This window comes from Aerococcus tenax, assembly GCF_003286645.3.
Classification (GTDB): domain Bacteria; phylum Bacillota; class Bacilli; order Lactobacillales; family Aerococcaceae; genus Aerococcus; species Aerococcus tenax.
In genome coordinates, this window is the sequence record NZ_CP127382.2 from 1,844,847 (window position 1) to 1,859,599 (window position 14,753).

The following is a 14,753-nucleotide window of genomic DNA, read 5'->3' on the forward strand; positions in this document are numbered from 1 at the left end:
AAGGAGGAATTTACAATGGAAATTATAATGAATATATTTACTGTGCTGTTTAATAATATTATATCTAAGCCACAATTTTTTCTTTCTATCATTGTATTCGTAGGATATCTATTATTAAACAAGACATTCTTAGAATCGTTAGCAGGAGCTGTAAAAGCTGCCATTGGATATATGATATTACAAGTAGGATCTTCAGGAATGGTAAAAGGATTTGCCCCCATTCTTGAAGGCCTACTAACAAAATATAACATATCAGCTGCTGTTATAGATTCGAATCTAGGATTTGCAGCTGCCAACCAGGCTATAACTGATATCGGTGAATCTCTATCCTCAACTATGTTCGTTTTGTTAATTGGTTTTGCTATTAATATTTTACTAGTCGCTCTTAAACCAATTACAAAAGTAAGGACATTATTTACAACTGGACATATTATGGTGAAGCAAGCAGGTTTTATTACCTGGATGATTTTCTTTGCATTACCTGAATATAGAAATCTTACTGGTATTGTTATCATAGGAACTTTAATTGGGCTGTATTGGGCTGTATTCTCTAATTTAACTGTTGAGCCTACAGAAGCGCTGACTGAAGGCGAAAGATTTTTTGCAGTTGGCCATTCTCAAATGGGAGCTATATGGTTAACAGATAAAATTTCTAATAAATTAGTTGATCCAGAAGATAGTGTTGAAAATGTACATTTGCCAAAGAATTTAAAAGTACTATCTGATAACGTTATCGGAACAACAGCCGTTATGCTATTAATGTTTGGGAGTGTTTTACTCTTAATTGGTCAAGATACAATGAGCCAATTAGATCCAGATTCTTTGAAAAATATTAGCTTCGCTACTTACATTATAGAAAAAAGTTTTTCATTTACTGCAAGTTTTCTGATCTTACAAACAGGAGTGAAAATGTTTGTTAATGAAATCACTACATCATTTCAAGGAATTTCAGACCGTTTACTCAAAGGATCTGTTCCCGCAGTGGACTGCGCAGCCACCTATGGATTTGCATCCGGAAACACAGTATTGATAGGATTCCTTTTTGGATTTTTAGGTCAACTCCTGGCAATTATTGGATTATTAATCTTTAAGAGCCCTATATTCATTATTTCCGGTTTTGTCCCTCTATTTTTTGATAATGGTACTCTCGCTGTTTATGCTAATAACAAGGGTGGCAGAAAAGCAGCTATGCTGGTCCCATTTATTAACGGAATTTCACAAGTTCTTCTAGGTGCAGTTGGAGTCGCAATGTTTGGTTTAGCAAAATATGGTGGATGGTATGGAAATATTGATGTATCTACAATATGGATTGCTATTGGTGGTTTAATTAAACAGTTTTCAGTAATTGGAGTTATCTTGAGTATCATAATTATGTTACTTATTCCTCAATTACAATACAAATTCAGTAAAGATAAAGAAAAATATTTTTAGAGGTGATATATATGTATAAAGTTTTAGCAAGTTGTGGAGCTGGAATCGGTTCTAGTCTAATCATTAAGAAAAAAATACAAAGTGTTGCTGATAAACTTGGGATAGAAGTAGACATTACTCATTTAAGTATCGGATCAGCAAAATCTCAAGCTAATAATTTTGATGTCATTTTTACTTTAGCAGGATTAAAAGATAATTTTGATAATGTCGAAAATCAAAATAAAGTAATTGGCTTAAAAAATATTTTGTCTGATGCAGAAATTGAAGAAGGTCTTAAAACAGCTCTTAACTTATAATTTAATCACTGAAAGTGAGAATGAAAATGAGTAATAAAATTATTCAATTCCAAAGAGATATTGATAAAAAAATAATTGAATCTTTAAAAAAAGATAATTATACTTTCGATAACCCTTTAATTATTATTGATCCCTATAAAATAAATCCCTTAAGTGCATATGTATGTTTTAAAACTGATAAACAAACAAAAATAAACACCTATATAATAGGAAAAAATGAAAAAAATTCCATACATCAAACTTTCCCTTTAAATCAAATACATATTCTACCTATTTTTGGGCTATATGCTGATCATAATAATAAAGTTATTATTGAGATATATCAAGGGAGAAGAAAAATAATTAATATACCTATTGATCATATCCCCTACATTGATAGTTTAGTTATAGAATCAAAAATTGAGCACCATACATTGAAAAATCAATTTCTAATGTTCTCATCCCCAGTAACCTGGTTCGATTACTCATTACCATTTGCTATTGATGATTCTGGAGAAGTCAGATGGATAATTCAAAAACCATTTAATTTCTGCATTAAGCAATTAAATAATGGACATTTTTTAGCAAGTACTGGGAAAGTAATAAAACAACCTTACTTTACAGACGGTCTATATGAGTTCGATTGGATGGGCAAAATATACTCATACTATAATGTCCCTAACCTATTTCACCACGATTTCTTTGAACTAATAAATGGAAATTTAATAGTATTGACCAATTCTAATATTGAAGATTCTCTTGAGGACTCATTAATAGAGATTGATAGAAATTCTAAAAAAATAATTAAAACCTGGAATTATAAAGACTTTATAAATCCAGATGATTGTAGAAAGCATGGTAGTTCAAAAAAAGAAGACTGGTTTCATAATAATTCTGTATGGTATGATTCTACGAATGATAGTGTAATCTTATCAAGTCGTCATACCGATGCTATTTTTTCTTTGAATTACACAACGCAAGAAATCAATTGGATTCTAAGTAATCCGATAGGCTGGAATAAAGATATAGTAAAAAAATATTTTTTAAAGCCTAAATATTCATCCTTTAATTACACCTATGGCCAGCACTCAGCTCGTATTATGGACAATGGTTGGCTGTGTTGCTTTGATAATCATTATTTTGGTAAAGATTCACCTGACTATGTTCCAGCAAAGGATAGCTATTCCCGAGCAGTCTGCTTTAAGATAAATTTGCAAGATAATAGTGTAGAAGAAACATTCTCATTTGGCGAAAAATATTATTCTGACTTATTTTCATCCTACATTTCAAATATCACTCCATATAGTCCTTCTAATTACCTTGTTCATTTTGGGGGCCTCAGTTTTGAAAATGGAGAAGTTTCAAATTATTCAGGGCCTAAAGGATTTAAGAGAGGTGTGGATATGGAATCAAAAACTTTTGAAATTGATAATGGTGAAATTACTCTATACTGCCATACAAGAGGAAACTACTATCGTGCAAATAAAATGAATTTTAAAGTGAAAGATTATAGTTTTAACTAAATTAGTTATTAGTGTCAAACTAAACAATTCTAGATCAATTAGTATTAATATGAGTTCTATAAAAATGTCATACTAGTTAACTAGTATGGCATTTTTTATACATCAATTATCTCTACCTTTTGGAGGAAACGGAATAATGATAAAAAATATACATAAAATGATATTAAACGAACAGTTAAGTGATACGGAAAAAAGCATCTTATACTATTTAAAAGAGAATCAAAATATTCTTTTAAATTTGAGAATCAATGATGTAGCAAAAGCTAATTTCACTTCTCCCTCAACTGTTTTTCGGCTAGCAAAAAAAATAGGTTTCTCTGGATATAAAGAACTAATGTATTATCTTTCAAATTTATCAGAAGGAGGTAATTTACATAGTATAGATAGGAATATCACTTTAGATTTCGCAAATCATTTATATTTAATGTTAAAAAATAATGAAAATTCAAAAATGAACTTTATTTCCTCTTTAAGTAAAAAATCATATATAGCAATAATCGCTCAGGGTTACTCAGCAATCATAGCAGAATATTTATATAAAAAGTTACTTGTAAAAAATTATAAAAGCATTATCTTAACTTCTACAGATTCTATGAAGATTTTAGAAAATAATATTAATGATATAAGCCATTTAATAATTATCACTAGAAGTGGTGAGACTAAATCATTAATTAGATTAATGAAATTAGTATATAATTCCCCATTAAAATTGTTTCTTTCACTCAAAATAAAAATAGCTATATTGCCAAACACTCACATAGTTTATTTTCAATTTATAATGACACAAACACCGATTGGGATAATTTAAAATCTAATCAATTTTTCCCACTTTTATTCTTTTACTTGGAACACTTATTAAGCTATTTAGACTGAAAAATATTTTATATATAAGGAAAATAATACATAATAATGATAGCGCTTACATTTATGTTCCCTTCCATGCTATACTCTTTATTAGAAATTATAGGGAGGGAGTAAAAATGGATTATGAGAAAATTGGCAAACAAATTCTTCATGGAGTTGGTGGCGAGGAAAATATAAACAAATTAACACATTGTTTCACCCGATTACGTTTTGATTTAAAAGAATTAGACCAAGTTGACGATAAATATTTACATCAAATAGAAAGCGTTATTTCTACAGTAAGAAGTAATGGACAACTTCAAGTAGTGATTGGTAGTAAAGTCAAAAAAGTTTATGATGTTATACAAAAACAAATCATAGACCCTGAAACACAGGAGTCTCAACAGACAATTTTGAATAAAGTCTTAGCGTTAATTACTCAAATATTTACGCCTATAGTGCCTGCTATTGCTGCATCAGGGTTAATAAAAGGCCTTTTAACAGCTGCAAAGATGATTTCTTTAACATATTTTGACATTGATATATCAAATCATTCTACATATATTTTGTTATTTTCAATAAGACAAATTATATTCTATTTCATGTCTGTATTCTTAGCTTACACAACAGCTACTGCTTTAAAAGTAGATAAATATATATCTGTTATACTGGGAGCTTTTCTAGTTTATCCTCCATTTAATGAAATTATGCTCGATTATAGCAGTAACACTTTTATATTTGGATTACCAGTTATAAAAGGTGCTTGGGGAAGAGGCGATTCTTTAAAAGTTTTTTCATATGTGGAATCAGTCATTCCAATTATTTTAACTATTATAATTTTATATTATGTTGAACAATTACTGATTAAAATTATTCCAGATATTTTAAAAATTATCCTTGTTCCGGGACTTTCTTTAATTATTATGTTGCCTATTATGCTAGTATTTACTGGTCCTTTGGGAATTTATTTAGGAAATGCAATTCAATGGGGATATAATTCTATAATTAATTTCAGCTCTATTTTGGGTGGTGCTTTAATCGGAGGAATGTGGGGTGTATTAGTCGTCTTTGGTGCACATAGAGCTCTACTTCCAATTGGACTAAACGATATTGCATTAACTGGCAAACAAAATTTACTAGCATTTGCTGGAGCAGCTAATTTTGCTCAAGGAGGAGCAGTATTAGGGGTAGCTTTGAAAACAAAAAATAGGGAGCTTAAGAGTGTTAGTTTATCTGCCTTAGTTTCTGCAGTATTAGTAGGAATTACAGAACCAGCTATTTACGGAGCTAACCTGAGATTAAAGAGGCCTATGATCTCTGCGGTAATAGCAGGAGCAATTGGAGGAGCTATCATGGGATTTGGAAATGTATACGGTGATGCATTTGCTAATAATGGAATATTAACAATATTTACTTACGCAGCTTTTGGCCTTAAAACTTTTTTGTATTATTTAGCAGGATGCGCTGTTTCATTTTTTTGTGCTGCACTCTTAACTTATATTTTAGACTTTGATGAAACTAGTATTGATAACACTTTAATTAATAATAAATAAAATTTTAGTTTATTATATCCTCATTATTAAATAAAATTGAGATAAATGTATATTCAAACTATCAATATCTTTAACTTTATTCCAAAAGTTAAGATTATTGAATAGTGGAAACTATATAAATATATTATCAGAATAATATTTTATTACTATTTCACATAATATATAGAAAGAATGAAAATGGATAATTTTAACGAATATTAATTCCATTTCCAAAGTTACTTGAGAAAAATTACTACCAAAATATTATATTAGGAAGTGATAGACAATGTTTCCCAAAGGATTTTACTGGGGAGCTTCATCTTCAGCCTTTCAAATTGAGGGGGCTTGGAACGAAGACGGAAAAAGTATGACAGTTGCAGATTATAATTCCTTCAAAAAAAATAAGTTACAAGCTGATACTAAAGTAGCTAGTAATTTCTATCATAATTATAAAGATGATATCAAGCTTATGAAAAAACTAGGGTTGACTATGTACCGCTTTTCACTATCATGGGCTAGAATAATTCCAAGTGGTGACGGTCAAATTAATCAAAAAGGAATTGATTTTTATAACGATGTAATTGATGAACTTATAAAAAATGATATAGAGCCATTCATCACTCTTTACCATTTTGATCTACCCTTTAACCTTGTAAAAAAATATAATGGGTGGGCTTCTAGAAAAACAGTAGATGCATTTGTTAACTATGCCAAAATTTGCTTTAAAGCATTTGGAGATAGGGTCAAGCGTTGGCAAATCCACAATGAGCAAAATCTTATGATACGTGTTAATGAGAGAATGAATATATACAATTGTCCAGAAGAGGAAATTGAACCACTTAGAGTAAAAATGGATCACCATATGTTCTTAGCCTACGCAATATCTTCTAAGTTATGTAAAGAGATGGTAACTGGCGGATCAGTTGGTCCTTCAATTTCCGCAACTGTTTCATATCCTTTCAGCAATGATCCAAAAGATGTCATGTCTGCTATATGGAATAACAGACTCAAGACAGACTATTGTATTGATACGCATGTTTATGGAAAATATCCTAATTACTATTTAAATTATCTAAAAGAAACAAATTTATTATTTGATATACCTCAAGAAGAAAAAGAAATTATGGAAAGTGCTGTCGTAGATTTTATAACAGTAAACTATTATCGGAGTTTGAGTACAAAATTTTTACCAGAAACTGATGAACATCCAAAAGGGAAAAGAACTCAAGGAACTAATATTGCAGATTACAATATGTATGGGTATTGGGAAATAGTTAAAAATAATCATCTTACAGTCACAGAATATGGTGCTCAAATAGATCCTACAGGTTTAAGAATTGCCTTAAATTATTATTGGAATAAATATAAAAAACCACTTATTATTACTGAAAATGGTCTTGGCACAGAGGATATCTTTTCAAATAATACAGTGAATGATGATTATCGTATTGATTATATACAAAAACACTTAATCGCCATTCAAGAGGCAATAAATGATGGAGTGAATATTTTTGGATATAATGTTTGGTCCTTTATGGATATATTGAGCTCACATCAGGGTTTTAAAAAAAGGTATGGGCTAGTGTACGTTAATAGAACGGATTTCGATTTAAAAGATCTTAAACGTTATCCCAAAAAAAGTTTCTATTGGTATCAAGGTGTTATTCAAACTAACGGTAATAGCTTGAACTATAATTGTAAAGAATGACCAGTATACTGATCTTATACGTCTAAGTATAGAAACACTCAGTTCTAAATGAAAAAGAGAATCTACAACTACGTTTAAGTAATTTGTAGGTTCTCTTAATTTATCGCCTTTATTGTAAACCTCAAATAATCACATGATTATTGCTAGTAGGCTCTAAAAATTGTAATAGCTCCAAAAGGTTGCTGCTTATTATGGTATCACTTATTGATGTTACCAAATTTTCTCTCAGCTGTTGGTACTAATCTGAGTTTAATTCTTATCAAATAACACAATACAAATTTAACTATTTTTGTTATTTAATAGTTAAACTATTTGATATTTTATCACACTATAAAAACAATTATTATCACTATTTTACTTTGATAAGAGAAAAAGACAATTCAAACGACTATCTAATAGATTCAAACCATCATATCACCTTGCTAACATCTTTATATCAACTGAAAATATCTTAATCCATTAGCTACTCCTGTATCATTAGAATTATCTACTACTATATCGGATATATTCTTTAATTCTTCTGAAGCATTACTCATAGATATTTTATAATCAGAGACTTGGAACATTGAAATATCATTAGGGCTATCTCCAAAAGCATAAGAATCCATATTCTCAAATCCCATATGTTTTTCAAACTGCCTTATTGCGTGTCCTTTACTGGCTGTATTAGGTATGGCATCAATAGAATACGGTGATGTTCTATAAAAATTTAATTCAGGGAATTCTTTCTTAAAATATTCATCTAATTTCTTATTTTCAGTTAATAACATTAGCATTATAACTTCATTATTTTTAAAAAAACTAGCCCTTTCTTCATACTCAGCAATAGAAAAATAGTTAAAAGTTTTTTCTACTAACTCATCCTCTTCTTCAACAGCAAGCAGACTATTTCCATAATAACAAATATTAACATCATGTTTTTTTGAAAATTGATACAAGTCATCAATTACTTTTGTTTCTATAATATTTTGCGATAAAATTTTCCCTTCTGCTACAATAAATTGCCCGTTGCTTAATATATATGAATCTATATAATTATCTTTTAAAATCTTATCAATTTGTGTAATATGTCTCCCTGATACCACAACTATTAAATAGCCTGATTGGCGTAATTTTTGTAAAGCAATTTTATTCTCAAAACTTATAGAAACGCCTTCCCCAAATAACGTACCATCTAGATCTATATATACTATGCCTCTATACATAAAATGTTCCTTCCTAAATGAACTAAAATAATTCACTAAATAACTTTTTACACATTTCAATTAATCTCAAGTTTATAGCGACCAGTATTTTTAGCTTTTACAATTAATAGATTAATACTAGAAGATACGATTTGTTTATCTAAAGTTGACTTTTATTTATATAATATAACCTTAAATAATATTAGTTTTTTATTTTTTTTTACATCTCTATTATTTATCGATTATAAATAAATCGTCACTATAAGTAACATTAGACTTTTGGGTAGCCTTTACACTAGACAATTCATTCATATTAGTAATTATAATAGGAGTTATGATCTCATAACCTTCACCTTTTATTTTTTCATAGTCAACTTTAATCAAGTCATCGCCTACTTGGATCTCATCATTTTGATCAACAAGTACTTCAAAGCCCTTTCCTTCCAATTCAACTGTATCCATTCCAATATGAATCAACACTTCAATTCCCTCATTTGAAGTAAGACCTATTGCGTGACCAGTTGGGAAAATACTGGATACTTTACCTGATACTGGAGCTTTTAATCTTTGTAATTCCACAACTGGGTCTATAGCTAATCCTTGTCCCATCATTCCAGATGAAAAAACTTCATCCGGTACATCTTTTAATGGTAGAATTTCACCTTGTAACGGTGACATAACCGCAATATCCTGTCCACTCATTTTGCTTTTAAAAATATCAAAAAAGCTCATTGCTTATCCTTCTTTCTATTTAAAATTAACTTATCCTTATAACTAATAAGCTTAAAATTAATGAAATAATAATAAAGAATATCCCTAATGATATTTCTTTAAAATTAATTTCAGTTATATTCTTATAAATATTAATATACCCAATACTGTTTTTTATAACAATAATATGTATTAAAAATAATAACATTATTGCCAAGGTATAATTTTGTAACAATAAAAAACTGATTGCTACACAATACATATTATATATAGATGTTATTAATTTCCTATTTTCAATATAATTATTTCTTTGTTTTGAAAGAAAAAAACCAAAGAAAGGCATTAAAAACGCTATAATAAATTGTAAATTCCAAGCTGGTGAAGACTGTATGACTGTACGTAATTCTACCCCATTTTGAAGCATAAATAACCTACAATATCCCATAAATAGAAATGGAAATAGAAACAATACCACTATAAAAAATGGAAAACCATATTTTAGAATTTTATTCATTTTTATCTCCTCTTATAAAGAAACCACAGTAGGTAGCACATACGCCCCCACTGTGGAAAAGTGTCAAATTATTAGGGTTCTATAATAATTTTTCAAATTCATCTCTAGTGAACTGAACATTGGTACCATCTATAATTTGAACATTATTACCTTTTTTCATTAGCCCATATGCCCCATATTTCTTAAATACAGCTTCTGATTGAACTAATGAACCATCTTTAACATCTACACGAAGGCGAGTAAAGCAATTTGTTACTCCTGATATATTTTCTTTTCCTCCAAGTGCCTCTAGGTACCCTTCTGCTTTAGCAGGAACTCCCCCTGCAACATCTTTAGAACCAGTCGGATCATTTGAGGTATCCTCCGAATATGATCCTTCATTATTCTCATTTGATTTTAACTCTTTATATTCTTGTTTATTGATTAATTTAGCTTCTTCATCATCCGCTTCACGACCTGGTGTATTCAAATTCATTCGTAGAATAACAAACCTAAATACGATAAACCAAATAAGTGAGAAAATTAATCCAATAGCTATTTGTAACAAGTAAGCTTGCCAGTGATTTGCTGCTAATGGTAACCAGTTATATGATATAAAATCAATTATACCACCAGTAAATAAACCAGTGATTCCAAATAAAAACATCGTTACCGATAATAAAGCAGCTAAAACAGCATGAATTACAAATAATACTGGAGATGAGAATAAAAACGTAAATTCGATTGGCTCAGTAATACCAGCTAGTATAGCCGTTATAGTAACAGGGATCATAAGCCCTAATATTTCTTGACGTTTACTTTTCTTAGCCGTAGCATAAAATGCTCCTGCAATACCAATTGGTGCAAAGACCTTACTATTTCCGTACATAAGAAAACCATATGGAAACAGTTCAGTTAGTTTCTTTGTGGAAGCTGCAATCTCAGGCATTTTATCAATCCACATTATTTGTAAACCACCGTCCACAACAATATTTGAAAATTCAATTGGTTTTGCAAGTAAATGGTGTAATCCAGTTGGTATTAATAAACGTTCTAAGAAAATAAATACTCCTAATCCTAACACACCACTTTGGGTAATAAATCCTTGAAGGCCTTCAATCCCACTTTGAATGATTGGCCATACGACCATTGTAATAAAAGCCACAGGTATCATTAGAAAGAATCCAATTGCTATAACTAAAGGAGAGCCACTAAATGTTCCTAACCATTCTGGTAATCTAGTATCAAAATATTTATTATGTAAATAAATCGCAATTCCTGATATCAATAACGCACCTATCATACTAGTATCTAATGTTTTAATACCAGCTATTTGAGCTAAGCCAGATCCATTAATGACCTCTTGAGAAAAATCGACACCAAAATTTATTCCCCAATATGCAAGCATAGCGCTGAGCATATAATTAAATACCATATAGAGAACAAAAGCTTCCATACAAGCTCTACCTGATTGTTTCTTTGCTAGTCCAATCGGAAGACCAATAACAAAAAGTAAGTTAATCTCCCTAAATACTGTCCACCCACCTTCTTTTACAACATTAACACATTGCCACCAAGTTGTGCCTTCTGCTGCCATAGGTCCTAAAACCGCTTCTTGCTGTAGGAAAGTACATACACCTACAATAATACCAAAAAAAGCAAAAAGTAAAACTGGCGTAATCATAGCGCCCCCAAAGCGCTGTACTTTATCCATCATGATAAAACCTTCCTATCTATAATGTTAAGCGCTTACATTTAAAACAATAAAGAGTCTGGGACAAAAGTCTGCGAACTCTAAAACTAAAAGAGAATCTACAAATTACTTAAGCGTGATTTGTAGATTCTCTTATTTTATTGCTTTTATTTTGTTATATTTTTTCAAATTATTGGCCATGAAGGCCAATCCAACATCAGTTTTAACCCTTGTTTTCCCTCTGAGGTTAAATCGAGTGAACCCTAAAATAGCCTTTATCTGGCCAAAAACTGGTTCAACGTCAATTTTCCGTTTGGAAAAGAGCTTAGATCCTTCTTCAGATAAAAGCTTCTGTGTTTCTATATTCTTTAATTCCTGATAGTTTTTATTATAGTAAAGCGCCTTTTGCGGCGCATTTTTTGGGTCCAAAGGCTTATAAACCTGAATTTCAGAAATATAACCACTCATTTTATTTTTTCGTTTTTGGAGATGACTAAAGAAATAAACCGTGCCGTCAGGATGTGTAAACGTATTACTTTGCTTATCGTAACTCCAATTATCCATATTTTTAGCTGATTTTTTATGTTTCTTTTTCTGCTCTTTATCAAACCGATTATATTTAATCAAATGGTTAATTTTATGGTTATCTAAATAAGTAAGGTTTTCTTCGCTACCATAACCAGCATCAGCTATAATGCATTTCGGGAAATTAGGGAAACTTTCAACAAAGGGTTGTAAAGTCCGCGTGTCCGTCGGATTGTGGAAAATATCATAATGAAGGACAAACTGGTTTTCAGTCGCTACTTGGATATTGTATCCCGCTTTCAATTGCCCATTCATCATATGATCATCTTTCATTCGCATGAACGTAGCATCAGGATCTGTTTTTGAATAGCTGTTTCTTCCGTTAAATGTTTCAAACTGTTTGGCATACTTTTGTTTGCGGGGTAGAAAATCTTTACTCACTTTACGGTAATGTTTTTTCAAACGACGACGTTCTTGTTTACGTTGATCTGGCCCTTTTACAGGAGTTTCCTCAATATCTTCAGTGAGTTTATCGATTTCTTCCTTAAGAACTTTAGATATCTCTTGAAGCATATTTTCTTCTAGATCTAAATTTTCATCATATTGGATGCCAGCATCAACCATCGGTTGAATTTCATTAAAGTAATATTCACGTGAAGTCACTTTTAATTGCTCTGCATATTTTTCAGTTGCCTTTTTCCAAACAAAAGAATATTTATTGGCATTCGCTTCAATTTTAGTTCCATCTATAAAGCAATTTTCTAAATGAATTAATTTCTCTAACTTTAACTGAGTGGTAAACTCAACGAATAAATTTTCTAATAAACATCTACAATTTTCTGAGGAACGGAAGCGATTAATCGTTCGATAGCTAATAACTTGTTGAGCGACTAGCCACTGCATGGGTATATTTTCAACCATTAATTCTTCTATTTTTCTTCCACTAAATACGCCTTTACTATAAGCGTATAAAAGCGCCATAATTAAAGGTTTTGGATGATAGGCAGGACGTCCGTCCTGGGTACTGAAGCTTTCAAAATGTTTTTCATCCAGAGATTCAATAAAATTATAGATTGAAAATACAATATGATCTGGATCGATACATGCAGATAATTCTAGTGGAAGTGTTGTTTGATTCATGTTATATTGTATGTACACAAGAAGCACCCCTTAATCTTTAGTGTGGTTACTAATATTATAGCAGGGTGCTTTTTTTATACCTAATTTTAAGTAAAAGGGATAAGAAATTAGTGAAAACTAACTTCTTATCCCTTTTTATTTCGAGGCTTTTGTCCCAGCCTCCTTATGCTCTTTTATTTATTATTCTGTAGCTTATTTCAATTCTGGCCAATAGTCTTTATTAGCTTCAATAAGTTTATCTAAAACTTCTTTAGCAACTTCTGCATTAGGGATTGTTGCAGAGAGACTAAATGCTTGCCACATCTTATGATATGAGTTTTCTTCAAAAGCTTCAACTACTAATTTTTCTACACAGACTTGTTGCATCATCATTCCTTGTTGATATGTTGGAATCTCACCAATTCCAATCCTTTCATATCCACGACTACTTATGATACATGGTAGTTCAATTACCATATCATCTGGTAAGTTAGTAATTGCTCCTTCATTTGGTACGTTAATAATCATTGTTTCCTTAGTATTGTATGCTAAGGCATGAGCTAATTCAACAATGTAATCTGCATGGTCATCAGCTTCAATTGTTGTATCTTTTGCTGAGCCTTCTTTTGCGACTCTCGCACATTCTGTAAAGATATCATGTTCACGACCATCCATTACTTCATTGGCTCTTGTATAATTTTTATCAGAATGTTCTACAACGTAATTAGGATATAAATAATATTTCAAATAATTATTTGGAATTGTTGTTGGGTCCACAGCATAAACATCTTTAACTTTTCTAAATGTTTCTTTCCAGCTTTCTTCTCTTTCTGCCCAATCTGGATCGTCTTCATGTTCAGGTGAAGGTCCAAAGCCGTATTGAGAAACATGTTTCTTTAAAGGTTCCATGAGATCATTTCCTTGAGGATCTCTAATATCAGTAAACCAACCATAGTGGTTTAAACCATAATAACGGATATCTAAATCTTTTTCGTCCATCCCTAAGAAACCAGCTAGTGAGCGTGTTATACCTAATGGCATATCGCAAATATTAATAATTTTAGAGTTTGGTCTAAATTTTCTACATGCTTCAGCAACAATGGCAATTGGATTTGAATAGTTTAACATCCATGCGTTTGGCGAGTATTTTTCCATATAATCTAAAATCTTAATAACGTTTGGAATAGACCGTAAGCCATATGCCATACCACCTGGCCCGCAAGTTTCTTGACCAACCACATTACAACTTAAAGGAACTTTTTCATCTTGTTCCCGCATCGGCATTCTACCTACACGTATTTGTGCCATAACAAAATCAACATCTGTAAATGCTGTTTCAGGATCTGTAGTAGCTTCAAATTCTACTTCAGGAGCTCTTTCTTTTAATAATATTTCACAAAACTTAGCAACTTTATCTTGACGTTCAGGATCAATGTCATAAAGTTTTAATTTTCGCAATGGAAATTGATCTAATTTTTGAACCAGTAACATTACTAACCGTGGAGTATATGTACTACCTCCACCTGCAATTACAATGGATTGTTTTCTTTTTTCCATGATATACTCTCCTAGAATAAATAAAACCAAGTTACTTCATTTGTTAAATATGCATATTTATTTAATACATCATGTATTGTTATATTAATAATAACACCGCTTACATTTTTTTCAATAAGTATATCAGGAATGAACCTAAGTCCATTTTATGGATTAAAA

The 14,753-nt window shown here is 30.7% G+C and carries 12 protein-coding genes; 6 read left to right on the plus strand and 6 right to left on the minus strand.

Going from position 1 to position 14,753, the window contains the following annotated elements:
* Window positions 1–15 precede the first annotated feature (15 nt).
* The 6 genes from DBT50_RS08620 to DBT50_RS08645 all read left to right on the plus strand — a co-directional run bounded on the left by DBT50_RS08620 (window position 16) and on the right by DBT50_RS08645 (window position 7,312).
* On the plus strand, window positions 16–1,431 hold the full coding sequence (locus DBT50_RS08620) for a PTS ascorbate transporter subunit IIC (RefSeq protein WP_111851984.1): 1,416 nt from the start codon (window positions 16–18) through the stop codon (window positions 1,429–1,431).
* A gap of 11 nt (window positions 1,432–1,442) precedes the next feature.
* Window positions 1,443–1,727, plus strand: a complete 285-nt coding sequence (locus DBT50_RS08625; RefSeq protein ID WP_111851983.1) for a PTS sugar transporter subunit IIB — start codon at window positions 1,443–1,445, stop codon at window positions 1,725–1,727.
* A 26-nt stretch (window positions 1,728–1,753) separates the two neighbouring features.
* Window positions 1,754–3,229, plus strand: a complete 1,476-nt coding sequence (locus DBT50_RS08630; RefSeq protein WP_181566082.1) for an aryl-sulfate sulfotransferase — start codon at window positions 1,754–1,756, stop codon at window positions 3,227–3,229.
* Window positions 3,230–3,365: 136 nt separating this feature from the next.
* Window positions 3,366–4,037: a MurR/RpiR family transcriptional regulator gene (locus DBT50_RS08635; RefSeq protein WP_181566081.1), complete on the plus strand. Its 672-nt coding sequence runs from the start codon at window positions 3,366–3,368 to the stop codon at window positions 4,035–4,037.
* A gap of 172 nt (window positions 4,038–4,209) precedes the next feature.
* Window positions 4,210–5,625, plus strand: coding sequence for a PTS transporter subunit EIIC (locus DBT50_RS08640; RefSeq protein WP_111853278.1), 1,416 nt, complete (start codon window positions 4,210–4,212; stop codon window positions 5,623–5,625).
* 265 nt (window positions 5,626–5,890) lie between these two features.
* Entirely contained in the window at window positions 5,891–7,312 is a 1,422-nt protein-coding gene (locus DBT50_RS08645) for a glycoside hydrolase family 1 protein (RefSeq protein WP_111851979.1), read from the plus strand.
* A gap of 431 nt (window positions 7,313–7,743) precedes the next feature.
* Here the strand turns inward: DBT50_RS08645 and DBT50_RS08650 are convergent, their stop codons facing one another.
* The 6 genes from DBT50_RS08650 to DBT50_RS08675 all read right to left on the minus strand — a co-directional run bounded on the left by DBT50_RS08650 (window position 7,744) and on the right by DBT50_RS08675 (window position 14,594).
* Window positions 7,744–8,517 (minus strand): HAD family hydrolase, encoded by a 774-nt coding sequence (locus tag DBT50_RS08650; RefSeq protein WP_111851978.1) that lies wholly within the window; start codon window positions 8,515–8,517, stop codon window positions 7,744–7,746.
* Window positions 8,518–8,727: 210 nt separating this feature from the next.
* Window positions 8,728–9,228: a PTS sugar transporter subunit IIA gene (locus tag DBT50_RS08655; RefSeq protein WP_111851977.1), complete on the minus strand. Its 501-nt coding sequence runs from the start codon at window positions 9,226–9,228 to the stop codon at window positions 8,728–8,730.
* A 25-nt stretch (window positions 9,229–9,253) separates the two neighbouring features.
* On the minus strand, window positions 9,254–9,721 hold the full coding sequence (locus tag DBT50_RS08660; RefSeq protein WP_111851976.1) for a hypothetical protein: 468 nt from the start codon (window positions 9,719–9,721) through the stop codon (window positions 9,254–9,256).
* 79 nt (window positions 9,722–9,800) lie between these two features.
* Window positions 9,801–11,417, minus strand: a complete 1,617-nt coding sequence (locus DBT50_RS08665; RefSeq protein ID WP_111851975.1) for an alpha-glucoside-specific PTS transporter subunit IIBC — start codon at window positions 11,415–11,417, stop codon at window positions 9,801–9,803.
* Window positions 11,418–11,546: 129 nt separating this feature from the next.
* On the minus strand, window positions 11,547–13,076 hold the full coding sequence (locus DBT50_RS08670) for an IS1182 family transposase (protein WP_195852868.1): 1,530 nt from the start codon (window positions 13,074–13,076) through the stop codon (window positions 11,547–11,549).
* A 174-nt stretch (window positions 13,077–13,250) separates the two neighbouring features.
* Entirely contained in the window at window positions 13,251–14,594 is a 1,344-nt protein-coding gene (locus tag DBT50_RS08675; protein WP_111852746.1) for a 6-phospho-alpha-glucosidase, read from the minus strand.
* Between the last annotated feature and the right edge of the window lie 159 nt (window positions 14,595–14,753).